Origin of the sequence: Pseudomonas baetica, assembly GCF_019733355.1 — a bacterium.
Taxonomy (GTDB): Bacteria; Pseudomonadota; Gammaproteobacteria; order Pseudomonadales; family Pseudomonadaceae; genus Aquipseudomonas; species Aquipseudomonas baetica_A.
In genome coordinates, this window is the sequence record NZ_JAIHLQ010000005.1 from 229696 (window position 1) to 251683 (window position 21988).

Annotated in this window: 21 protein-coding genes and 1 pseudogene; 15 read left to right on the forward strand and 7 right to left on the reverse strand. The window is 59.5% G+C overall.

Annotated features, from left to right (window positions below; genetic code table 11):
- Window position 1 precedes the first annotated feature (1 nt).
- The 3 genes from K5E40_RS07060 to K5E40_RS07070 all read left to right on the forward strand — a co-directional run bounded on the left by K5E40_RS07060 (window position 2) and on the right by K5E40_RS07070 (window position 2687).
- Complete coding sequence (locus tag K5E40_RS07060; protein ID WP_221730255.1) at window positions 2-1267, forward strand: ABC transporter permease; 1266 nt, start codon at window positions 2-4, stop codon at window positions 1265-1267.
- A gap of 11 nt (window positions 1268-1278) precedes the next feature.
- Window positions 1279-1797, forward strand: a complete 519-nt coding sequence (locus K5E40_RS07065) for a DUF3299 domain-containing protein (protein ID WP_221730256.1) — start codon at window positions 1279-1281, stop codon at window positions 1795-1797.
- 191 nt (window positions 1798-1988) lie between these two features.
- A complete protein-coding gene (locus tag K5E40_RS07070) occupies window positions 1989-2687 on the forward strand; it encodes an OmpW family protein (RefSeq protein ID WP_221730257.1) in 699 nt (232 codons plus the stop codon).
- A gap of 180 nt (window positions 2688-2867) precedes the next feature.
- On the opposite strand, the gene K5E40_RS07075 is transcribed toward K5E40_RS07070, so the two are convergent.
- Both K5E40_RS07075 and K5E40_RS07080 read right to left on the reverse strand, forming a co-directional pair.
- Window positions 2868-3797 carry an NAD-dependent epimerase/dehydratase family protein gene (locus K5E40_RS07075; protein ID WP_221730258.1) on the reverse strand — a complete coding sequence of 310 codons (930 nt, stop codon included), beginning with the start codon at window positions 3795-3797 and terminating at the stop codon, window positions 2868-2870.
- Window positions 3790-4674 carry a sugar nucleotide-binding protein gene (locus K5E40_RS07080; protein ID WP_221730259.1) on the reverse strand — a complete coding sequence of 295 codons (885 nt, stop codon included), beginning with the start codon at window positions 4672-4674 and terminating at the stop codon, window positions 3790-3792. The genes K5E40_RS07075 and K5E40_RS07080 overlap by 8 nt, the downstream gene beginning before the upstream one ends.
- Before the next feature lie 406 nt (window positions 4675-5080).
- Here K5E40_RS07080 and K5E40_RS35525 point away from each other — a divergent pair.
- The 4 genes and pseudogenes from K5E40_RS35525 to K5E40_RS07095 all read left to right on the forward strand — a co-directional run.
- Window positions 5081-5170, forward strand: a pseudogene (locus K5E40_RS35525) (hypothetical protein); the annotation flags it as partial.
- 8 nt (window positions 5171-5178) lie between these two features.
- Window positions 5179-5976: an endonuclease/exonuclease/phosphatase family protein gene (locus K5E40_RS07085; protein WP_221730260.1), complete on the forward strand. Its 798-nt coding sequence runs from the start codon at window positions 5179-5181 to the stop codon at window positions 5974-5976.
- Window positions 5973-7247, forward strand: a complete 1275-nt coding sequence (gene clsB, locus K5E40_RS07090) for a cardiolipin synthase ClsB (protein ID WP_221730261.1) — start codon at window positions 5973-5975, stop codon at window positions 7245-7247. Before K5E40_RS07085 ends, clsB begins: the two co-directional genes overlap by 4 nt.
- Complete coding sequence (locus K5E40_RS07095; protein WP_221730262.1) at window positions 7244-8230, forward strand: lysylphosphatidylglycerol synthase domain-containing protein; 987 nt, start codon at window positions 7244-7246, stop codon at window positions 8228-8230. Before clsB ends, K5E40_RS07095 begins: the two co-directional genes overlap by 4 nt.
- 43 nt (window positions 8231-8273) lie before the next feature.
- Here K5E40_RS07095 and K5E40_RS07100 read toward each other — a convergent pair whose 3' ends face one another.
- Window positions 8274-9275 (reverse strand): GlxA family transcriptional regulator, encoded by a 1002-nt coding sequence (locus K5E40_RS07100; protein ID WP_221730263.1) that lies wholly within the window; start codon window positions 9273-9275, stop codon window positions 8274-8276.
- A gap of 101 nt (window positions 9276-9376) precedes the next feature.
- On the opposite strand from K5E40_RS07100, the gene K5E40_RS07105 reads away from it, so the two are divergent.
- The 7 genes from K5E40_RS07105 (at window position 9377) to K5E40_RS07135 (ending at window position 14627) form a co-directional block, all read left to right on the forward strand.
- The gene (locus K5E40_RS07105; protein WP_221730264.1) at window positions 9377-9925 is read left to right on the forward strand and encodes a cysteine hydrolase family protein; all 549 of its coding nucleotides are present in this window, start codon (window positions 9377-9379) and stop codon (window positions 9923-9925) included.
- A 237-nt stretch (window positions 9926-10162) separates the two neighbouring features.
- Entirely contained in the window at window positions 10163-10744 is a 582-nt protein-coding gene (locus K5E40_RS07110; protein ID WP_409339127.1) for a YjfI family protein, read from the forward strand.
- Between the two features lie 17 nt (window positions 10745-10761).
- A complete protein-coding gene (locus K5E40_RS07115) occupies window positions 10762-11460 on the forward strand; it encodes a PspA/IM30 family protein (protein ID WP_221730266.1) in 699 nt (232 codons plus the stop codon).
- Window positions 11461-11668: 208 nt separating this feature from the next.
- Window positions 11669-12319 carry a DUF2491 family protein gene (locus K5E40_RS07120; RefSeq protein ID WP_221730267.1) on the forward strand — a complete coding sequence of 217 codons (651 nt, stop codon included), beginning with the start codon at window positions 11669-11671 and terminating at the stop codon, window positions 12317-12319.
- A gap of 15 nt (window positions 12320-12334) precedes the next feature.
- On the forward strand, window positions 12335-12760 hold the full coding sequence (locus tag K5E40_RS07125) for a DUF350 domain-containing protein (RefSeq protein ID WP_221730268.1): 426 nt from the start codon (window positions 12335-12337) through the stop codon (window positions 12758-12760).
- 17 nt (window positions 12761-12777) lie between these two features.
- Window positions 12778-13467, forward strand: a complete 690-nt coding sequence (locus K5E40_RS07130; RefSeq protein WP_221730269.1) for a DUF1190 domain-containing protein — start codon at window positions 12778-12780, stop codon at window positions 13465-13467.
- A 2-nt stretch (window positions 13468-13469) separates the two neighbouring features.
- On the forward strand, window positions 13470-14627 hold the full coding sequence (locus tag K5E40_RS07135; protein WP_221730270.1) for a glutathionylspermidine synthase family protein: 1158 nt from the start codon (window positions 13470-13472) through the stop codon (window positions 14625-14627).
- Between the two features lie 70 nt (window positions 14628-14697).
- Here K5E40_RS07135 and K5E40_RS07140 read toward each other — a convergent pair whose 3' ends face one another.
- Entirely contained in the window at window positions 14698-15222 is a 525-nt protein-coding gene (locus K5E40_RS07140; RefSeq protein ID WP_008081898.1) for a single-stranded DNA-binding protein, read from the reverse strand.
- 9 nt (window positions 15223-15231) lie between these two features.
- A complete protein-coding gene (locus K5E40_RS07145) occupies window positions 15232-16629 on the reverse strand; it encodes an MFS transporter (RefSeq protein ID WP_221730271.1) in 1398 nt (465 codons plus the stop codon).
- Window positions 16630-16820: 191 nt separating this feature from the next.
- Here K5E40_RS07145 and uvrA point away from each other — a divergent pair, with 191 nt between their 5' ends.
- Window positions 16821-19655, forward strand: a complete 2835-nt coding sequence (uvrA, locus tag K5E40_RS07150; protein ID WP_221730272.1) for an excinuclease ABC subunit UvrA — start codon at window positions 16821-16823, stop codon at window positions 19653-19655.
- Window positions 19656-19717: 62 nt separating this feature from the next.
- Here uvrA and bfr read toward each other — a convergent pair whose 3' ends face one another.
- A complete protein-coding gene (bfr, locus tag K5E40_RS07155) occupies window positions 19718-20182 on the reverse strand; it encodes a bacterioferritin (RefSeq protein WP_221730273.1) in 465 nt (154 codons plus the stop codon).
- A 149-nt stretch (window positions 20183-20331) separates the two neighbouring features.
- Window positions 20332-21786 carry a catalase gene (locus K5E40_RS07160; RefSeq protein WP_221730274.1) on the reverse strand — a complete coding sequence of 485 codons (1455 nt, stop codon included), beginning with the start codon at window positions 21784-21786 and terminating at the stop codon, window positions 20332-20334.
- Window positions 21787-21988 lie beyond the last annotated feature (202 nt).

Genomic DNA, 21988 nt, shown 5'->3' on the forward strand with positions numbered 1-21988 from the left:
GATGTATCTGTTTCGTCTGGCCATGGCCAGCCTGGCCAACCGCCGCTTTACCGCTTTGCTGACCGCGTTCGCCATCGCCCTGTCGGTCTGCTTGCTGCTGGCCGTCGAGCGCGTGCGCACCGAGGCCAAAGCCAGTTTCGCCAGCACCATCAGCGGCACCGACTTGATCGTCGGCGCCCGCTCCGGCTCGGTGAATCTGTTGTTGTACTCGGTGTTCCGCATCGGCAACGCCACCAACAACATCCGTTGGGACAGCTTCGAACACTTCGCCAATAACCCGAAAGTGAAATGGGCGATCCCCATGTCCCTCGGCGATTCCCATCGCGGTTATCGGGTGATGGGCACCAGCGAAGCATATTTCGAGCATTACCAGTACGGTCGCCGGCAACACTTGGAACTCGCGCAGGGGCGCGCCTTCGCCACCGATCCGTTCGAGGTGGTGCTCGGTGCTGAAGTGGCCGATGCCCTGCACTACAAACTCGGCGACAAACTGGTGCTGGCCCACGGCGTGGCGGCAATCAGTCTGGTCAAACACGACGACAAACCGTTCACCGTGGTCGGCATTCTCAAACGCACCGGCACCCCGGTGGATCGTACGTTGCACATCAGCCTTGGCGGCATGGAGGCCATCCACATCGACTGGCACAACGGCGTGCCGGCGCGGGGCAACGGGCGGATCACTGCCGATCAGGCGCGCAACATGGACCTGACACCGCAAGCGATCACCGCGTTCATGCTCGGCCTCAACAGCAAGATTTCCACCTTTGCGCTGCAACGCGAGATCAACGAATTCCGTGGTGAACCGATGTTGGCGATTCTGCCGGGCGTGGCGTTGCAGGAGTTGTGGAGCCTGATGAGCACCGCTGAAAAAGCACTGTTCGTGGTGTCCCTGTTCGTGGTGCTGACCGGGTTGATCGGCATGCTCACAGCGATTCTCACCAGCCTCAACGAGCGCCGTCGCGAGATGGCGATTCTGCGTTCGGTCGGTGCGAGGCCGTGGCACATCGCAAGCCTGCTGGTGCTGGAAGCCTTTGCCTTGGCGTTGGCCGGGGTGATCGCTGGGCTGGCGTTGTTGTACATCGGCATCGCCGCCGCGCAGGGTTACGTGCAAGCCAATTACGGTTTGTATCTGCCGCTGGCGTGGCCGAGCGAGTATGAATGGACGCTGCTCGGTGGCATTCTGGCGGCCGCGCTGCTGATGGGCAGCGTGCCGGCCTGGCGCGCGTATCGCCAATCCTTGGCCGATGGCCTGTCGATCCGTTTATGAGGATGTTCACCATGCCCCGCGCCATGCTCGCGCTGCTGTTACTGGTCGCCCTGCCCGTGTGGGCGGCGGCGCCGAAAGACCTGACCTGGTCGCAGATGATCCCGCCGGACGCCGCGCCGGAAGTGCCCAACATGACGCCGCTGCATGACCTGTCGAAGATGAGCGATGCGTTGTCCGCCGAGTCGGCGCCAGCGGCCAAGCAGGATTTGCCCGACGCCCCGGTGGTGCAGTCACTCAATGGGCAGAACATTCGACTGCCGGGGTATATCGTGCCGCTGGAAGTGAATGAAGAAGGACGCACCACGGACTTTTTGCTAGTCCCGTACTTCGGTGCCTGCATCCATGTTCCGCCACCGCCGTCGAACCAGATCGTGCATGTGAAAAGTGAGTTGGGCGTGAAGCTTGATGAGCTGTATCAGCCGTATTGGGTCGAGGGGCCGTTGCAGGTCAAAGCCTCAAGCAGCGAGCTGGCGGATGCGGGGTACCAGATGGAGGCGGACAAGATTTATGTGTATGAACTGCCGGAGTGAGTCCCGGTAGTTGCCTGTTGTTTGAGTGGACGCTTTCGCGAGCAAGCCCGCTCACACAGGGGATTTGTGTTGATGCAAGGTTCCACAGAAATCAGCCCCTTCACTGTTTCATTGAGCTGAGTCAAAAGACCGTATCAGTTGGCTTCGTACCATAGGACATCAAACATTTTTAACGTCCTTTCGGAGCCCCCATGAACAAGTCCTTGCTCAGCGCTTCGCTGTTTGCCCTCGCGCTCGCAGCCCCGCTCGCCCACGCCCACGATGCCGGTGACATCCTGATCCGTGCCGGTGCAATCACCGTCAACCCGAAGGCCGACAGCTCCAGCGTCAAGGTCGATCAGGGTCCGTTGAGCGGCACCAATCTGGGCGGCAAGGCGACCATGAGCAGCGACACTCAACTGGGCCTGAACTTCGCTTACATGCTCACCAACCACGTCGGCATTGAGTTGCTCGCGGCCACGCCGTTCGAACATGACGTGAAGCTCAAAGGCACCGGCCTGGCAGCAGCCAATGGCAAGCTCGGCACACTGAAACACCTGCCACCGACCCTCAGCGTCGTCTACTACCCGCTGGATTCGAAGTCGCCGTTCCAACCGTATGTCGGCGGCGGCATCAACTACACCTGGATCTACGACGAGCACGTCGGCAGCGAAGCCAGCGCCAACGGCTTCAGCAACTTCAAGGCAAAAAACTCCTGGGGCCTGGCCTGGCAGGTCGGCGCGGACTACATGCTGACCGACAAAATCATGCTCAACGCCCAAGTGCGCTACATCGACATCGATACCCGCGCGACGGTGGAAAACAACGCAGTGGCGCCGGGTACCCGGGCACGGGTGAACGTGGATGTGGATCCGTTCATCTACATGGTGGGTTTGGGCTATAAGTTCTAAGTCGATTTACCCAACGTTCACGTGGTGGTGAATGAGGCTTGGTGGTGAGCAGACTTCAAACTGACGGCAACTGCTGTGCGGTTGACCGGGGAAAAATCCCCTTGCCACAGGGATAGCGACAAATTCCGGCCGTGAAAAAGGCGCCTGTTGAAGGGCGCCTTTTTCATGTCTGCGGTAATGCTATTTTCCGAGCAACCGCGCCAAGCCAACGCTCATCGGCGTCTGCCGGGGCAACTTGAAACGCTGCAGCAACCGGGTGTTGTTCGCCCGCGAATGGCGGATATCGCCGGAGCGGGCCGGGCCGAAGCTGACCGCTGGCAACTCACCGACAACCGTTTTCAGTTCCGCAAGCATCTGCTTAAGGCTCATCGCCTGATTCCAGCCGACATTCACCGCACCGACTTCCACTTCAGGCCTCTCGATCGCCTGCACCAACAGGTCAACCAGATCCTCGACATACAGAAAGTCCCGCGTCTGCTCGCCATCGCCGAACACGGTGATCGGCAAGCCTTTCTGCGCACGTTCGCTGAAGATGCTGATGACCCCGGAATACGGTGAGGACGGATCCTGGCGTGGGCCGAAGATGTTGAAGAAACGGAAAACCACCGGTTCCAAAGCGTGCTGACGGCGATAGAAATCAAAATAATGCTCGCCGGCCAGTTTGTCCGACGCGTAGGGCGTCAGCGGGGCTTTGGGCGTGTCTTCATCAATTGATTCGCCCTCGCCATTGTTGCCGTACACCGCCGCGCTGGAGGCGTACAACACACGCTTGACCCCGGCCAGGCGCATGGCTTCGCAAACGTTCAGGGTGCCGATGAAATTGCTCTGGTGAGTCTTCACCGGGTCATCCACCGACGCTTGCACCGAGGCCACGGCCGCCAGGTGCGCTACGGCGCTGCAACCCTGCATCGCTTGGGCGACCAGCACTGCGTCAGCCACATCACCGACAATCAACTCGACCTTGGGATTGTCCAGCGGCAGATTGCTGCGTTTGCCGGTCGACAGATCATCGAGAATCCGCACCGAATGACCGTGGGCTAGTAGTGCGTCGGTCAGGTGCGAGCCAATGAAACCAGCGCCGCCGGTGATTAAAACAGTCCCTTCAGCCATGTCGGTAAAACCTATCCAGTAAGCCCGGGAGCGCGGCACGCCAGGCGCGCGGCTTGATCCCGAATGTGTGCAGAATTTTCTTGCAGGCCAGGACCGCGTGTTGCGGCTCCTCGGCGGCGTCCGGCCGCGCGGCGTGAGCCTGAGCGGTCGGTGCTTCGATGGCCAGCGCGTGCAGGCTGCGGGCCTCGGTCAGAATCGCCTGGCCCAGCGCCAGCGGTGTGGTCGCTTCGTGGCCGGCGTAGTGATAAGTGCCCCACAGCGGCGCGGCGCAATCGAGTTGCTTGAGCACCGAAATGATCACTCGCGCGGCGTCGTCGACTGGCGTCGGATTGCCACGACGATCATCAGCCAGGAGCAATTCTTCGGGTTGCTCGGCACGGGCGAGGAAACGCCCGAGGCTGCCTTGCGGACTGTCATCGAGCAGCCAGCCGAAACGCAACAACACATGCTGCGGACACGCTGCGCGCACACTTTGCTCGATGCGCCACAAGGCCTGACCACGCAAGCCCAACGGCACCGGTTCGTCTTTTTCGCTGTAAGCGGTGGCGCGTGAGCCGTCGAACACTCGATAACTGGACGGTTGCACGAGGACGATGTTGTGGTGCCGGCACAATTCGGCCAGACGCTCGATAGCGCGCTCCTGCCCGGCCATACGGCTTTCGCTGACGGTCTCGGCCTGGAACCAGTCGAAATAGTAGGCGAGGTTGATCAACGCATCGGGACGGGTGTCGTCGAGCAGTTGCGTCAGGCTCGCGGCATCCCAGCCGTCTTCGGGCGGGCGGGGGGCGAGGAAACCGATGTCTTCTTCCGCACCGAGGCGAATCAGCGCCTGCCCAAGGGCATTTCCGCCGCCCAGTAACATAAGGCGCATTCGCATAGAGTCAGCAGGCCCAGTCTGATTGGAACGATGGCTTTGGCGACGATGCTTGTGGCCCCGTCGTCGATAATTGCCGGAATCGTTGCATTTTGCGGGTTTAGTGCGCAACCGTCACCCGTAAAGTGTCGATGGCCGGAATTTGTGTACGAGCAACTGCCCCATCGCTGTCCGCCACCGGTGCTGCGGCGCACGCACATTTCGTGAGAGCAGGCTTGCTCGCGAAGGCGTCGTGTCAGTCACCCTCGTTGCTGAATGCTCCACCGCTTTCGCGAGCAAGCCCGCTCCCACACGGGGTGTGCGGTGTTTCTCGAAAATGCACCGTCCGTAAAGCCATCGAAACTTTCCCGAACCGCGCGCAGTCATCAACAGACTGAGGCTGTACGGGGACTTTCGACGGGAGGGCGGCATGGCAACGATTCATATCGGCATTTTCGGCTGGCGCTACGCCCCGTGGCGCGGGGATTTCGCCCCTCAGGGGCTGGCATTCGCCTCGCGGAGGCTGCCATGAGCATTCCAGAACCGGTCGGTTTCACCGATGAAGGATCGGTCGTCGCGCCATCGGTGCGCAACTTCACCGTGCTGACGGTTAACACGCACAAGGGTTTCACCGCACTCAATCGACGGTTCATCCTGCCGGAGTTGCGCGAAGCGGTGCGCAGCGTGGCCGCAGACGTGGTGTTCCTGCAGGAAGTCCACGGCACCCACGAACATCATCCCAAGCGCTATAACAACTGGCCGACGATGCCGCAGTACGAATTCCTCGCCGACAGCCTCTGGCCGCAGTTCGCTTATGGGCGCAATGCGGTGTATCCGGAGGGCGATCACGGCAACGCTGTGCTGTCGAAATTCCAGATCATCCGCCATGACAACCTCGACGTCTCGATCAGCGGCCACGAAAACCGTGGCTTGTTGCATTGCGTGCTGCGCCTGCCCGGCGACGGCACCGAGGTACATGCGATCTGCGTGCATTTGGGCCTGCGCGAAAGCCATCGCAACGCCCAGCTTGGCTTGTTGATGCAGCGCCTTGCCGAACTGCCAGACGATGCACCAGTAATCGTCGCCGGTGATTTCAATGACTGGCGCCAGCGTGCCGACGCATTGCTCAAGCCCTGCGGCTTGCGGGAAGTGTTCGCCGAACATCACGGCAAACCGGCGCGCAGCTTTCCCGCGCGTCTGCCGACCCTGCGACTGGACCGCATCTACGTGCGCAACCTCAAGGCCCATCAGCCAAAAGTCCTGGCGAACCGGCCCTGGTCCCACCTTTCCGACCACGCACCGTTATCGGTGGAGATCGAACTATGAACAGCGCCCCCCTGGAGAAATCCGCCGTGGAATCGGTGAACATCACCCCGCCGATACGCGAGCCCGGGCACGTCGATGTCGAATACGGCTGGCAGAGCAACAACCGCATCGAACTGCTGGAAAACGGCGAGGCGTATTTCCCGCGCGTGTTCGAAGCGATGCGGGCAGCCAAGAGTGAGATCCTGCTGGAGACCTTCATCGTTTTCGAGGACAAGGTCGGCGAGGAGTTGCAGGAAATCCTGATCGACGCCGCCCGCCGTGGCGTGCGCACTACCGTCAGTCTCGACGGTTTCGGTTGTGGCGAGTTGACCACCGGCTACCTCACCGCACTGAGTGAGGCCGGCGTCTATCTGCAGATGTTCGATCCGGCCCCCAAACATCTGGGCATTCGCACCAACTGGTTTCGGCGCCTGCATCGCAAGATTGTGGTGGTCGACGGCACGGTTGCATTCATTGGCGGGATCAACTTTTCCGGCGATCACCTGGCCGACTTCGGCCCCGAGGCCAAGCAGGATTATTCGGTGCAAATTCAGGGTCCGGCCGTGGCGGACATTCACCATTTCGCGCTGTTGCAAAGCGGGCGCCCCGGACGTGCCAGATTCTGGTGGCAACGCCGCCGGCAGCGCCGGACAGAAATGGCCTTCACCGATCACGATGGTCAGGTGCGCCTGGTGTTTCGCGACAACAACCAGCACCACACCGACATCGAAGACGTGTATTTACAGGCCGTGCGCAGTGCTCAGCGGCGAGTGGTGATCGCCAACGCTTACTTCTTTCCCGGCTACCGCTTGCTGAAGGAAATTCGCAATGCGGCGCGGCGCGGCGTCGATGTTCGGCTGATTCTGCAAGGTGAACCGGATGTGCTGGTGGCCAAAATCGCGGCGCGCATGACCTATGACTATCTGCTCAAGGCCGGAGTGAAAATCCACGAGTATTGTCAGCGCCCGCTGCACGGCAAAGTCGCGCTGGTGGATGAGGACTGGAGCACTGTCGGCTCAAGCAATCTTGACCCGCTCAGTCTGTCGTTGAACCTGGAAGCCAACGTAGTGATCCGGGATCGCGCCTTTAACCGTGACCTGTTCGAGCGCCTCGAAAACCTGAGCCTCAACCATTGTCAGACGGTAGATCCGGCCATGGTTCCACGCGGACGGATCTGGCACATGACGGTTGGCTTTCTGGTGTTCCACTTTCTGCGGCATTTCCCGGCGATGGCCGGTTGGTTGCCGGCGCATAAACCCAGGCTCAAGCCGTTTCGAGGTGACCGCTCATGAGTCATACCCAAGCGCAATCGACCGGCCATGCAGCGCCAGCCGCGCACTCACGCTGGAGCAAGTGGAAACGTCCGTTGACCGTGCTGTTTTTCCTCGCGCTGATCGTATTGCTGACGATTTTCGCCCGCCGTATCGAGTGGGCCGACGTGTTGGAAACTCTCGCCGATTTCAAGCTGCGCACGCTGATCATTGCCGCCAGCGTGACGCTGCTGAGCTTTCTGACGTACGCCAGTTTCGACCTGATCGGCCGCACCTACATTCGCCAGGACCTGACCTGGAAACAGATCCTGCCGGTGGGGATCATCAGCTATGCGTTCAACCTGAATCTGAGTGCCTGGGTTGGCGGCATAGCCATGCGCTATCGGCTGTACTCGCGTCTGGGCGTGAGCAACAGCAACATTGCCAAAATCCTTGGGCTGAGCCTGGCGACCAACTGGTTCGGCTACATGACCATCGCGGGCGTGGTGTTCAGCAGTGGACTGGTGAGCATGCCGCCGGGCTGGAAAGTCAGCACCACAGCGCTGCAGGGTATCGGTGTGGTGTTGCTGTTGATCAGTGCCGGGTATCTGGCCGCGTGCCAGTTCTCCAAGCGCCGCGAGTGGTCGATTCGCGGCGTAGAAATCAACCTGCCGTCGCTGCGCATGGCAATGCTCCAACTGCTGCTGGGCGCGCTGAACTGGTCGCTGATGGCGGCGGTGATCTTCACCTTGCTGCCGAGCAAACTCGATTATCCGCTGGTGCTTGGCGTGCTGTTGATCAGTGCGATTGCCGGGGTCATTACCCACATTCCGGCGGGGTTGGGCGTACTGGAAGCAGTGTTCGTTGCACTGCTGCAACACGAAGCGTCGCGGGGCAGTCTGGTGGCGGGGCTACTGGCGTATCGGGCGATTTATTTTCTGTTGCCGTTGTTGATTACACTCGTGATGTATCTGGTGGTGGAGGCCAAGGCCAAAGCGCTGCAGATCGAAAAGACGCCTTCCTGATGTTGTTTTGAGGCTGCCGGCTTCGTCATGAGCAGCCCCCCAATCAGGTACTCGGTGTTTTCACTGGCGCAGTGACACCAAACCGCGCTCGATAATCACTGGGCGCCAGCCCGGTAACCTTCTTGAAGGTCGCCCGAAACGCTCCCGGGTCTTGATACCCCACCTTCCACGCAATGTGATCAATCGTACCGTTGGTGAATTCAAGCATCTCGCGTGCCTTGCCGACGCGTAAATGCTGACAGTATTCGGTCGGTTTCAACCCGGTCGCGGCGCGGAAGCGGCGCAGGAATGTGCGCTCCTCCAACCCCGCGCGTTCGGCCATTGCAGTCAGCGAAACATCCGTCGCGCCAGTGCTTTGCAGCCAATGCTGAACCTTGAGAATGGCGGCGTCGCCATGACTGAGCAGTGGTGCAAAATTGCTGCCGCACTCTCTGGCGCTATTGCGGTGTTCGATGACCAGAAAGCGCGCGGTGCCGGTGGCGATGCTCGGCCCGAGCAAACGATCGACCAGTCGCAAACCCAACTCCGACCAAGCCATCAGTCCGGCCGTGGTGATCAGGTCGCCGTCATCGACAATCGGCGCGTCGGCCTTGAGCTTGATCTTCGGATAACGTGAAGCGAAGTCCTTGGCCGACGTCCAGTGCGTGGTGGCGCTGCGGCCGTCGAGCAGACCGCTTTCTGCCAGCAACCACGAGCCGACACAGACACCGCCCAATGTCGCGCCGCCTGCATGTTGCTCGCGCAACCATTGCGCCAGTCTGGCCGGAATTTGCGCCGAGGAAAAACCGGCGATGGACGGCGGAATCAGCACCGCCTGCAAGCCACTGTCGACACCCGGGCAACTCTCGAAAACCCGCTTCGGCGTCTGATCGCCCTCAACCTGCCAATGACTGACCCGCAGTAACGGCAGTTGCGCAGCCTCATGCTCGGCGGCTATCCCGTTCGCCACCGCGAACAGATCAGTCAAACCGTGCACGGCCGCCATTTGCGCGCCGGGATAAATCAGCACGCCCAACTCGGCCACGGCAGCCCTTTGTGCGCCCATTGTCAGTTTTCCCCTGTCTATTGTCGGTGCGGCCAATCCTCGATTCGCTCGGCAGCGCCAATACTGAAGACACTTCCAGCCAATCCATCGAGGACACACCCATGGCCAAGCAAGCGCTCATCGTAGTCGATATCCAGAACGACTACTTCCCCCAAGGCAAATGGCCGCTGACAGGTGCCGACGCCGCTGCCGACAACGCCGCGCGACTGATCGCAGCCTTCCGTGAAGCGGGCGATTCAGTGGTACATATCCGCCACGAATTCACCTCGCCGGACGCTCCGTTTTTCACCCCCGGTTCCGACGGCGCGAAGCTGCATCCGAAAGTACTCAATCGCGCCGATGAACCCGTAGTGCTCAAGCATTTCGTCAACTCGTTCCGTGAAACCGAGCTGCAATCAATCCTGGAAGAAAAAGGCATCAAGGAACTGGTGGTGGTCGGCAGCATGAGCCACATGTGCATCGACGGCATCACCCGTGCGGCGGCGGATCTGGGCTATGACGTCACAGTGATTCACGACGCCTGCGCCAGCCGCGATCTGGAGTTCAACGGCACGACCGTACCGGCAGCCCACGTCCATGCGGCCTTCATGTCATCCCTGGGCTTCGCTTACGCCAGCGTGGTGTCTACCGACGAGTTCCTCCAGCGCTGACCCACACGGCAACACTTTGCAAAAAACCTGCGCCCGCCCCGTTGCGGGCGTTTTTGCGAGCGCCAGAAAAATCTCACGCGTGAGCCATTGATGGCACTTTGAATTGGTTGTAGTGTGGCCCACGCGTGAGATGTTCATAACGGAATCAATGCCATGAAAAGCCGCTCCCCCGCTACCGCGTCAGACCCAAAGGGAGTGCGCTCAAAACCGTCCGCGAAAAAACCATCCAGCTTTTATATGAAGCAGATGCGTGCGGGCCTGGCGGCTGCCGGTTATGTGAAACACGAAACTTGGGTGCTTCCGGAAAACCGAAGCTTGCTCAAGCAAATGGAGCAACAGCTACGCCAACCGATTCTGGCTGGCTCATTCATGTCGGAGAATTACATGAGCGCAGGCAACAACTGGAATATCGACAGCCTCTTCAACGCCCTCAAGGCCCTGGACGAGGTCGCTTCGCAAGAGATCACACTGTCTCTGGTCCAGAGTTCCGAACCCAGCATCAAGCTGGAAATGAACGAATTCGGCGGTCTGCCGATTCACATCGCACTGGCCGGCGCCCAGATCATCGTCGACACCGTGCTGGTGGACATCGATTCGATCACCGACGTGCGCGCCTTCAACGACGCCGTGCTGCGTAGCCGCGAAATGTTCCCGCTGTCGTCGATCGGTATCGAGTCGATGCCGAACGGGCAGACCGTCTACAACATGTTTGGCGCCCTCAGCGCCGACTCGAGCCTGACCAACGTGGTGACCGAGGTGAAAACCCTCGTCGATAACGTGCAGCGCGCCAGCGAAGCCTTCGAACACTTCTTCAAGTAATCAACAGGGAATATCCAATGACTCAGTCCATCTGGAGCAAGTTGTTCACCGCACTGCGCGGCGGCGCCAATGAAGTCGGCGAAGCGATCGTCGACCAACAGGCCCTGCGCATCCTCGACCAGGAAATCCGTGACGCCGACACCGCGCTGTCGAACGCCCGTCGCGAATTGATCACCATCATGGCCAAGCACAAGCTGGCCGCCGACCGCGTGAGCGAGTACGAGGCCAAGATCAAGGATCTGGAAGCCAAGGCTGTCTCGGCCCTGAACGCCGGCCGTGAAGACCTGGCGATGGAAGTGGCCGAAGCGATTTCGACCCTGACCAACGACCTGACCGCCGAAAAAGCCCAAAGCGACGAGTTCGGCAACTATGCCGACAACATGCGCAAGGACATCAACAAGGCCGAAGCCCGGATCAAGAGCCTGCGCCAACAAGTGGACATGGCCAAGGCCCGTGACAGCGTGCAGAAAGCTCAGGTCAGCGCGTCCATCGCCAGCGGCGGCGCCAACGGCAAACTGGAAACCGCGGTCGGCACCCTGAACCGCCTGCAAGCCAAGCAGCAGCAACGCGCTGCCGAACTGAATGCGGCCGATGAACTGTCGGACGCTTCAACCGGCAACGACCTGGATCGTAAACTGCGCGACGCCGGCATCACGCCGAACGAAGGCAGCGCGAATGCGATTCTTGAGCGCCTGAAGCAAAAATCGACTCAGTAAGCACCGACGCAAAAACCTGTGGGAGCGAGCCTGCTCGCGAAAGCGGAATATCAGACGGCATTAATGTTGACTGGCACGCCCTCTTCGCGAGCAGGCTCGCTCCCACGTGGTTTACAGCTTGAAATCATACTTCTCGTTCACGCTCGGCCCGGTACACTAGCGGCGCTTTTTACGACGAACACCTCCACCCGCTTCAAGGAACGTACCCATGGGATGGTTTAAAGATTTGCTGGGCACCAGCAACTGGCAGACCGCTGCGCCAACATCCACCGTTGCCAGTGGCCCACTCGGGATGGCCTCAGGCAAGGGCGTCAGATTCGATTCGACCTTGGCCCTGCTGCTCGACGGTTCGACTTCGGTACGAGTCCCCTTCGATCAGGCGATCTGGAGCGCAGGCTGGGTCGACCTCGGCCAGTCCAACAAACTGCACCGCTATTACATGAACGACGAGGATTTCTGGGTACAGATCCACGTCACCGGAGACGACCAGGTCGAATCGGTCACACTGTTCAACTACCTCAGTTACGTGACCGTCAACAGTGACGCCGAACTGCAGCGACTGGCCGGCCCCAACAGCCTGATCGGTTTGCCGACCTACACCCACGAAGGTGTCGAATACACCCGCGAGTGGGGCACCGAACAAGGCCAGACCGAACTGGTGCCGCTGACCGAACACGTGGTCAACCCGGACGAGAGCTACACCATCGAACACCACGCCATGCTTTACGCCCGCGAGACCGGCCTGACCGATCGTCGCGAGCTGTTGTTGTTCTCCGTCGAACAGGACGAAGAAGGCACCGTCAGCCTGAGCACCTCGCTCGGCATTTCGCTGTACACGACTGACCTGAGCACCATTTAAATAAGGAAGTTTCTCATGCTGGAAGTGCTGGCCGTCTCGCTGAACAAAACCGCTCTGACCGGTTTCATCGTTTACCTGATCGGCGCCGTGTTGCTGTTCATGCTGTTTCAATTCGTCTACACGCGCATCACCCCGCACAAAGAATTCGAGCTGATCCGCTCCGGCAACACGGCCGCTGCCATTGCGCTGTCCGGTGCAATCATCGGTTTCGCCATTCCTGCCAGCAACGTGATCGCCTATTCGGTCAACGTCCTCGACTTCGTGCTCTGGGCCGTGATTGCCGCAGTAGTGCAACTGCTGGCGTTTCTCGCCACTGGCCTGGTGCTCAAAGGCACTTCCCAGCGCATCGCCAACGGTGAAATCGCCTCCGGCATCTACGTCGCAGCGGTAGCGATCAGCGTTGGCATGCTCAACGCTGCGTGCATGACACCGTCCAACTGATCGGCAGGAAGCCTTAGATGAAACGAAGCAAATACGTTCAGTTGTCCCTCGCAGCGTCGGTGGCCATGGTCATTTCCGGCGAAGCGGCAGCGGTGGATCAGCCACGCAATTTCCAGAGTGTTGAGCAATGCGTCGATGCCGAGGTGGCAGCCGACGTCTGCTCCAACGCCTACGTCGCGGCGCTCACCGAACACCGGCGCATCGCGCCGGCGTACGACGACAAAGCCAAGTGCGACGCGGACTTTGCCGCCGACTGGTGTCAGAAAAACTCCGACGGCCGCTTCGTGCCAAAACTCGGCGGTTTCAAAGTACCGCAGAACGGTGAAACCCCACAAAATCTCGACGCCATCGCCGATACGCAGATGCCGGCCGGTGATACGACGGCTGCCCAGAATGTGCAAAACACTTCCCACACCTCGGGTGGCGGTGGCAACGGTTGGCTGAGCGGATGGCTGATCGGCAACGCGATGAGCAACAATTCGAATCGCACGGTCTATCGCGACCGCGATACGCGCCAGCCCTACAACACCTCGACGCAGTCCAAAAGAATCGAGTCAGCACCTCGTAGCCAACCGAACTACGAGAGCAGCAAAAGCAAACCGGTGAACGTCGCCTCCTCCACTTCCCGTGGCGGTTTTGGCAGCCAGTCCAGCGCCCGCAGCGGTTGGGGTGGTTGGGGCAGCAGTTCCGGCCGCTCGAGTAGCTGACGATGAAAAAGGTCCACTGCGCCGAGCGCCCCGACTGGAAACAAACGGCCGAGAGCCTCGGCTTTATGTTCCACACCATCGACGACGAGCCTTACTGGGACGAAAGCGCGTATTACCAGTTCACGCTCGCGCAGATCGAAAACGATCTCGAGGACCCGACCACCGAACTGCACGAGATGTGCATGGACCTGGTCGACCGCGTGGTACACAGCGAAGAACTGCTAAATCGCCTGAGCATCCCGGCTTCGTACTACGACATGATCCGAACGTCCTGGCTGGAAGGTCATCCGCATCTGTACGGGCGCATGGACTTTTCCTACAGCGGCAACGGCCCGGCGAAACTGCTGGAACTCAACTACGACACGCCAACCAGCCTTTACGAGGCGGCGGCGTTCCAGTGGGGTTGGCTGGAGCAATGCATTGAGCGCGGCACGCTGCCCAGCCATGCCGACCAGTTCAACAGCATCGACACCAAGCTGCATCAAGCCTTTGCCGAGTTGCAGCTCAAGCGACCTTTCTACTTTGCCTCAATGAAAGACTCGGTCGAGGATAAAGGCACCACGGATTACCTGCGACTGATCGCGGAAAAGGTCGGCATCGAATCGCGGCACATCGACATCGAAGACATTGGCCTGACTGCCGAGGGCCGCTTTGTCGACCTGCAAGATCGCTGGATCCCGCACCTGTTCAAGCTGCACGCCTGGGAATTCATCTTCCATGAACCGTTCGGCGCGGCGATTGCCGAGTGCGATACGCAGTTTTTCGAGCCAGCGTGGAAAGCGATCCTGTCGAACAAAGGCGCACTGCCGCTGTTGTGGGAGTTGCACAAAGGCCATCCGAATCTGCTCGCGGCGCACCTCGACCCGAATCCGGCCAGCGCCGTGCCCAAAGGCTGGGTGCGCAAACCGTACTTCTCCCGGGAAGGTGCCAACATCGAACTGCAAACGGCGCAAGGTCTGATCGTCAAAGAAGATGGGCCCTACACCGATGCGCCATTTATCCTTCAGGAGTTCGCACCACTGCCGAAGTTCGATAACAGCTACACGCTGATCGGCTCCTGGGTGATTGGCGATCAGGCGGCGGGGATTGGCGTGCGTGAGGACAACAGTCTGATCACCAAGGATTCAAGCCGGTTTCTGCCGCATTTGATTCTTGACTGACAAACCGCCGCGCACAAAAAAGGCCCGTCGCGTTGAACGACGGGCCTTTTTATTCGTATGCAGCCAAGAATCAGAAAGGAATATCGTCATCGAAGCTGTCGAAATCCGGAGCCGGTTGCGGTGCGGCCTGCTGTGGAGCCGGGGCCGAACGCTGCTGTGGAGCCGACTGCTGCGGGCGCGGTGCCTGCTGGCGTGGAGCTGGAGCGGACTGCTGATAGTTGTTGCCGCCGCCTTGTTGGTCGCCCTGTTGTGGACGGCCGCCGAGCAGTTGCATGGTGCCTTGCATGTCGACCACGATTTCGGTGGTGTAACGCTTGATACCGTCTTTTTCCCACTCGCGGGTCTGCAGCTTGCCTTCGATGTAGACCTGCGAACCTTTGCGCAGGTACTCACCGGCGATCTCGGCCACCTTGCCGAACATCGAAACACGGTGCCACTCGGTCTTCTCGACCTTCTGACCGGTTTGCTTGTCGGTCCACTGTTCGCTGGTTGCCAGACTCAGGTTGGTCACGGCGTTACCGTTAGGCAGGTAGCGAACTTCGGGATCCTGGCCGCAAGTGCCGACCAATATGACTTTGTTAACCCCACGGGCCATAACGTTCTCCTAGGCTTCGCAAGCAGCCCCGGCCGGGTTGTTCACCAGGCGTTCGAGGGTGTCGCGATCCACTAATTCTTTGTCCAGTTTGATGTAAACAGCCGCTTCGTCAGCGACTATCACTGCATCTGTTACCCCTACGAGGGCCTTGAGGCGCTCGACCAGACCCGCTTCGCGGATCGCCTCGGGCGACAACGGCAAGCGCAGGCTCGTCACGTAGGGAGGTTCGCGCATGGTAACAGCAAAGGCCAGCCAGATGGCAGCCAGCCCCGCACATCCGAGGAACACAACCGACAGACCGCCATGCTGAAACAGCCAGCCGCCGAGTATCCCGCCGAGTGCCGAACCCAGGAATTGACTGGTGGAATACACGCCCATGGCCGTGCCCTTGCCACCTGCCGGTGAAACCTTGCTGATCAGCGACGGCAGAGAAGCCTCCAGCAGATTGAACGCGGTGAAGAACACCACCGTGCCGATCACCAGAGCCCGCAGGCTGTCACCGAACTTCCAGAAGAATAGCTCAGTCAGCATCAGCGTCATGACGGCGCCGAGCAAGATTCGTTTCATTTTGCGTTTCTTCTCGCCGTAGATGATGAACGGGATCATGGCGAAGAAAGAAATCAGCAGCGCGGTCAGGTAAACCCACCAATGCTGCTCCTTGGGCAACCCGGCTTTTTCCACCAGGGCCAGGGGCAGCGCGACGAAGCTCGACATGAGCATCGCGTGCAATACAAAGATGCCAAGATCGAGACGCAGCAGATCGGGATGCTTGAGCGTCGGCATCAACGCCTGACGCGCCACGCCAGACTCGCGATGCTGCATCGGCCCGGTTGAGCGCGGCACCATGAACATGATGATCAGGATCCCGATCAGTGCCATGCCGCCTGTAGCGAGGAACAGTCCGGACAAACCGAAAACCCGGGTCAGCAACGGCCCGACCACCATCGCCACAGCAAAGGACAAGCCGATGGTCATGCCGATCATCGCCATCGCTTTGGTGCGGTGCTGTTCACGGGTCAGGTCGGAGAGCAAGGCCATGACCGCGGCGGAAATCGCCCCGGCGCCCTGCAGGATCCGCCCGGCAATCACGCCCCAGATCGAATCGGCCTGGGACGCCAGCACACTGCCGAGGGCGAAGACGATCAGCCCCAGGTAAATGACCGGCCTGCGGCCAATGCGGTCGGAAATGATCCCGAACGGAATCTGAAAAATCGCCTGGGTCAGGCCGTAAGCGCCGATAGCCAGCCCGATCAGGGCCGGGGTCGCGCCTGCCAGATCCATGCCATAGGTCGCCAGTACTGGCAACACCATGAACATGCCAAGCATACGGAAGGCGAACACCAGGGCCAGACCGCTCGCCGCGCGGGTCTCGCTGCCACTCATGCGTTCGCTGTGGAGATCGTGCATGGAAAAACCTCGTGTGAACCGGCGGCGATTCTACCAGTCCCATCGGAAGACGGGGTATATCGCGACGCTATGACACGCATAGATGAAACTCTCTTCATCTATGGCAAAAAACGCTGCGCTTGATAGTGTGCATCCATCCAGTATTTGCCCGTATACTCCTACGTTTTCGACGCCCGCCGAGCGAGGCCACTTTGGACAAGATCCTGATACGTGGGGCCCGTACCCACAACCTGAAGAACATCGACCTGACCCTGCCACGGGACAAGCTGATCGTCATCACCGGCCTGTCCGGATCCGGCAAGTCGTCCCTGGCCTTCGACACACTCTACGCCGAAGGTCAGCGCCGCTATGTCGAATCCCTGTCGGCTTACGCCCGGCAGTTCCTGTCGATGATGGAAAAACCCGACGTCGACACCATCGAAGGCCTGTCGCCTGCGATTTCCATCGAACAGAAATCGACCTCGCACAACCCCCGCTCCACGGTCGGCACCATCACCGAAATCTACGACTATCTGCGTCTGCTGTATGCACGCGTCGGCACGCCGCGCTGCCCGGACCACGATATTCCGCTGGAAGCACAGACCGTCAGCCAGATGGTCGACCTGGTGTTGGCCCAGCCGGAAGGCAGCAAATTGATGCTGCTGGCCCCGGTGATCCGCGAGCGCAAGGGCGAACACTTGTCGGTGTTTGAAGAGCTGCGCGCCCAGGGCTTCGTCCGTGCCCGGGTGAACGGCCGGATCTGCGAGCTCGACGAACTGCCGAAACTGGATAAACAGAAGAAGCATTCTATCGACGTGATTGTCGACCGCTTCAAGGTCCGCGCCGATCTGCAGCAGCGTTTGGCCGAATCGTTCGAGACCGCACTGAAACTGGCGGACGGCATTGCCCTTGTGGCGCCGATGGACGATGAGCCGGGCGAAGAGATAATCTTCTCCGCACGTTTCGCCTGCCCGATCTGCGGCCACGCGATCAGCGAGCTCGAACCAAAACTGTTTTCCTTCAACAACCCGGCCGGCGCCTGCCCGACTTGCGATGGCTTGGGCGTGAAGCAATTCTTCGACATCAAGCGACTGGTCAATGGCGACCTGACGCTGGCCGAAGGTGCAATTCGCGGCTGGGACAGACGTAACGTCTACTACTTCCAGATGCTTGGCTCATTGGCCTCGCATTACGGGTTCAGCCTGGAAGTGCCGTTCAACGAACTGCCAGCCGATCAGCAGAAATTCATCCTGCACGGCAGCGGCTCGCAGAACGTCGACTTCAAGTACCTGAACGACCGTGGCGATATCGTCAAACGTTCGCACCCGTTCGAAGGCATCGTGCCGAACCTCGAGCGTCGCTACCGCGAAACCGAATCGGCGAGCGTGCGTGAAGAACTGGCCAAGTTCCTCAGCACTCAGTCTTGCCCGGACTGCCGTGGCACCCGTCTGCGTCGTGAGGCTCGGCATGTCTGGGTCGGCGAGAAGACGCTGCCGGCAGTGACCAATTTGCCGATTGGCGATGCGTGTGAATACTTCGGCGAACTGAAGATGACTGGCCGGCGTGGCGAGATCGCGGACAAGATTCTCAAGGAAATCCGCGAGCGCCTGCAGTTTCTGGTCAACGTGGGCCTGGACTATCTGTCGCTGGATCGCAGTGCCGACACGTTGTCCGGCGGCGAAGCACAGCGGATCCGACTGGCCAGCCAGATCGGCGCCGGTCTGGTGGGTGTTCTTTATATCCTTGACGAGCCTTCCATCGGCTTGCACCAGCGTGATAACGACCGGCTGCTCGGCACACTCAAACACCTGCGCGACATCGGCAACACAGTGATTGTGGTCGAGCACGACGAAGACGCGATTCGCCTGGCTGACTATGTCGTGGATATCGGCCCCGGTGCCGGTGTGCATGGCGGACAGATCGTTGCCGAAGGTACGCCAGCCGAAGTCATGGCGCACCCCGATTCCCTGACCGGCAAATACCTGTCGGGGCGAGTGAAGATCGAGGTGCCGGCCAAGCGTACACCGCGCAACAAAAAACAGGTTCTGGCACTCAAGGGTGCGCGGGGTAACAACCTGCGCAACGTCGATCTGGAAATTCCGATCGGCCTGCTGACTTGTGTGACCGGTGTTTCCGGCTCGGGCAAATCAACCCTGATCAACAACACCCTGTTCCCGCTGAGCGCCACGGCACTCAACGGCGCGACCACTCTGGAAGCAGCAACTCACGACAGCATCAAGGGTCTGGAACATCTGGACAAAGTGGTCGACATTGACCAGAGCCCGATTGGTCGCACACCACGCTCCAACCCGGCAACTTACACCGGGCTGTTCACCCCGATCCGGGAACTGTTCGCCGGCGTGCCCGAGTCGCGTTCCCGTGGCTACGGCCCTGGGCGCTTCTCGTTCAACGTCAAGGGCGGTCGGTGCGAGGCGTGCCAGGGTGATGGCCTGATCAAGGTTGAAATGCACTTCCTGCCGGACATCTATGTCCCTTGCGACGTGTGCAAGAGCAAACGCTACAACCGCGAAACCCTTGAGATCAAATACAAGGGCAAGAACATCCACGAAACTCTCGAGATGACCATCGAAGAGGCTCGAGTGTTCTTCGACGCGGTACCGGCGCTCGCGCGCAAGCTGCAAACGTTGATGGATGTGGGGCTGTCGTACATCAAGCTGGGGCAGTCGGCGACGACCTTGTCCGGTGGTGAGGCGCAGCGGGTCAAACTGTCCCGTGAGCTGTCCAAACGCGATACCGGCAAGACGTTGTATATCCTCGACGAGCCGACCACGGGCCTGCACTTCGCAGATATCCAGCAATTGCTCGACGTCCTGCACCGCCTGCGCGACCACGGCAACACCGTGGTGGTGATCGAGCACAACCTTGACGTGATCAAGACTGCCGACTGGCTGGTCGATCTCGGGCCTGAGGGTGGCTCCAAGGGTGGCCAGATCATTGCCACCGGCACGCCCGAGGAAGTGGCCGAGATGAAGCAATCTCACACAGGCCATTACCTCAAGCCGCTGCTGATCCGTGATCGGGCCTAAACGCCTAGTATGAAAAAGCCCCTGTCACTTCGTCAGTGACAGGGGCTTTTTTGTATTACATGTCAGGTGTGAGATTGCAGGTAGTTCTCGAGACCGATCAGCTTGATCAGGCCCAACTGCTTTTCCAGCCAGTAGGTATGATCTTCTTCGGTATCGTGGAGCTGAACGCGCAAGATCTCGCGGCTGACGTAGTCGTTGTGCTGTTCGCAGAGTTCGATGCCCTTGCACAATGCCGCACGGACTTTGTACTCAAGGCGCAGATCGGCTTCGAGCATCTCCGGGACGGTGGTGCCGACATCCAGATCATCCGGACGCATGCGTGGTGTACCTTCAAGCATCAGAATCCGGCGCATCAAGGCGTCAGCATGGCCAGCTTCTTCTTCCATCTCGTGGTTGATTCGTTCGTAGAGCTTGGTGAATCCCCAGTCCTCATACATCCGCGAATGGACAAAATATTGGTCACGCGCGGCCAGTTCGCCGGTCAGCAACGTGTTGAGGTAATCGATAACGTCTGGGTGGCCTTGCATCGCCCTACATCTCCCTGCTTGAAAGGCTGTAGTTTGAACCAACCTGACTGTCAGGTCACCCTCCACGCGCAATAAAAGCGAAGATAATCTGAGAAAAGCAGTCTAAATAACGCAAAAACCGCCCTAATGAGGGCGGTTCTGCTTCTCGTTTAGACTTCGTTAAGCTGTACGTTGAGCAGCTTTGCGATTGCTTCTCCATACGCCGGATCGGCGTTGTAGAAATGCTGCAACTGGCGATCCACAACATCAGGCGTCACACCGGCCATCGCTCCTGCAATGTTGCTGACCAGCAGCGCTTTCTGTTCGTCATTCATCAAGCGGAACAGTGCCCCCGCCTGACTGTAGCAATCACTGTCCTCACGATGATCGTAGCGGTCAGCCGCACCGCTCAAGGCCAGCGCGGGCTCAGCGTAATGTGGCGCTTGTTTCGGCGACTCTACGTAGCTGTTCGGCTCGTAGTTTGGCGCTGCGCCACCGTTGCTGCCGAAAGCCATCGAACCGTCGCGCTGGTAAGTGTTCACCGGATTGCGTGGGGCATTCACCGGCAACTGCTGATGATTGGTACCGATACGGTAGCGGTGAGCATCGGCGTAAGCGAATACACGACCTTGCAGCATGCGGTCCGGCGACAATCCGACACCAGGCACCATGTTGCTTGGGCCAAATGCAGCTTGCTCCACTTCGGCGAAGTAGTTCAGCGGGTTGCGATTCAACTCCAGCTCGCCAACTTCGATCAGCGGGAACTCTTTCTGCGACCAGGTCTTGGTCACGTCAAACGGGTTCTCGTAATGCGCTGCCGCTTGGGCTTCGGTCATGATCTGGATGCATACACGCCATTTCGGGAAGTCACCGCGCTCGATTGCCTCGAACAGATCACGCTGGGCGTAGTCTGGATCGGTGCCTGCCAAACGGGCAGCCTCTGCTGGCGCGAGGTTCTTGATCCCTTGTTTAGTCTTGTAATGCCACTTCACCCAGTGACGCTCGCCTTTGTCGCTGATGAGGCTGTAAGTGTGACTACCGAAGCCGTGCATGTGACGGTAGCCATCAGGAATGCCGCGATCAGAAAAGAGAATGGTGACCTGGTGCAGCGCCTCAGGCGAATGCGACCAGAAATCCCACATCATCTGCGCACTTTTCAAGTTGCTTTGCGGCAAACGCTTTTGCGTGTGGATGAAGTCAGGAAACTTCAGCGGATCACGGATGAAGAACACCGGCGTGTTGTTACCAACAATGTCCCAGTTGCCTTCCTCGGTGTAGAACTTCAGAGCAAAACCTCGCGGATCTCGCTCGGTGTCAGCCGAACCGCGCTCACCGCCCACGGTAGAGAAGCGCAAGAAGGTCGGGGTTTGCTTGCCGACAGATTCGAACAATTTGGCACTGGTGAACTCAGTGATGTCGCGAGTGACAGTGAACGTGCCGTAAGCACCCGAGCCTTTCGCGTGAACGCGGCGCTCAGGAATGTTTTCACGATTGAAGTGGGCAAGCTTCTCGATCAGATGAAAATCGTCGAGCAGCAGCGGGCCTCGTGGGCCGGCGGAGCGAGAATTCTGGTTATCAGGAACAGGCGCGCCACTGGCGGTCGTAAGCGTTTTGGTCTGGCTCATACGGTCTTCTTCCTCTGTCAGTCTTGGAGCTGCCGGCTAATCGGCTTGGACGGGAGTATCAATCAACAATGTGACACCTACAAATTCATTAACCTGCACACATCGATAGAAAATTACTAATTATATTTCCCAACACATAGTGACGACAGAACAGAGAGAGATGCTTGTACGTAAAGCGCTTTTCTTTCAGGCACAAAAAACC

Excerpts from the sequence above, each read along its gene's own strand:
- K5E40_RS07060 (WP_221730255.1), top strand. The coding sequence starts at position 2 with ATGTATCTGTTTCGTCTGGCCATGGCCAGCCTGGCCAACCGCCGCTTT.
- K5E40_RS07065 (WP_221730256.1), top strand. The coding sequence starts at position 1,279 with ATGCCCCGCGCCATGCTCGCGCTGCTGTTACTGGTCGCCCTGCCCGTG.
- K5E40_RS07070 (WP_221730257.1), top strand. The coding sequence starts at position 1,989 with ATGAACAAGTCCTTGCTCAGCGCTTCGCTGTTTGCCCTCGCGCTCGCA.
- K5E40_RS07075 (WP_221730258.1), bottom strand. The coding sequence starts at position 3,797 with ATGGCTGAAGGGACTGTTTTAATCACCGGCGGCGCTGGTTTCATTGGC.
- K5E40_RS07080 (WP_221730259.1), bottom strand. The coding sequence starts at position 4,674 with ATGCGAATGCGCCTTATGTTACTGGGCGGCGGAAATGCCCTTGGGCAG.
- K5E40_RS07085 (WP_221730260.1), top strand. The coding sequence starts at position 5,179 with ATGAGCATTCCAGAACCGGTCGGTTTCACCGATGAAGGATCGGTCGTC.
- clsB (WP_221730261.1), top strand. The coding sequence starts at position 5,973 with ATGAACAGCGCCCCCCTGGAGAAATCCGCCGTGGAATCGGTGAACATC.
- K5E40_RS07095 (WP_221730262.1), top strand. The coding sequence starts at position 7,244 with ATGAGTCATACCCAAGCGCAATCGACCGGCCATGCAGCGCCAGCCGCG.
- K5E40_RS07100 (WP_221730263.1), bottom strand. The coding sequence starts at position 9,275 with ATGGGCGCACAAAGGGCTGCCGTGGCCGAGTTGGGCGTGCTGATTTAT.
- K5E40_RS07105 (WP_221730264.1), top strand. The coding sequence starts at position 9,377 with ATGGCCAAGCAAGCGCTCATCGTAGTCGATATCCAGAACGACTACTTC.
- K5E40_RS07110 (WP_409339127.1), top strand. The coding sequence starts at position 10,163 with ATGAAGCAGATGCGTGCGGGCCTGGCGGCTGCCGGTTATGTGAAACAC.
- K5E40_RS07115 (WP_221730266.1), top strand. The coding sequence starts at position 10,762 with ATGACTCAGTCCATCTGGAGCAAGTTGTTCACCGCACTGCGCGGCGGC.
- K5E40_RS07120 (WP_221730267.1), top strand. The coding sequence starts at position 11,669 with ATGGGATGGTTTAAAGATTTGCTGGGCACCAGCAACTGGCAGACCGCT.
- K5E40_RS07125 (WP_221730268.1), top strand. The coding sequence starts at position 12,335 with ATGCTGGAAGTGCTGGCCGTCTCGCTGAACAAAACCGCTCTGACCGGT.
- K5E40_RS07130 (WP_221730269.1), top strand. The coding sequence starts at position 12,778 with ATGAAACGAAGCAAATACGTTCAGTTGTCCCTCGCAGCGTCGGTGGCC.
- K5E40_RS07135 (WP_221730270.1), top strand. The coding sequence starts at position 13,470 with ATGAAAAAGGTCCACTGCGCCGAGCGCCCCGACTGGAAACAAACGGCC.
- K5E40_RS07140 (WP_008081898.1), bottom strand. The coding sequence starts at position 15,222 with ATGGCCCGTGGGGTTAACAAAGTCATATTGGTCGGCACTTGCGGCCAG.
- K5E40_RS07145 (WP_221730271.1), bottom strand. The coding sequence starts at position 16,629 with ATGCACGATCTCCACAGCGAACGCATGAGTGGCAGCGAGACCCGCGCG.
- bfr (WP_221730273.1), bottom strand. The coding sequence starts at position 20,182 with ATGCAAGGCCACCCAGACGTTATCGATTACCTCAACACGTTGCTGACC.
- K5E40_RS07160 (WP_221730274.1), bottom strand. The coding sequence starts at position 21,786 with ATGAGCCAGACCAAAACGCTTACGACCGCCAGTGGCGCGCCTGTTCCT.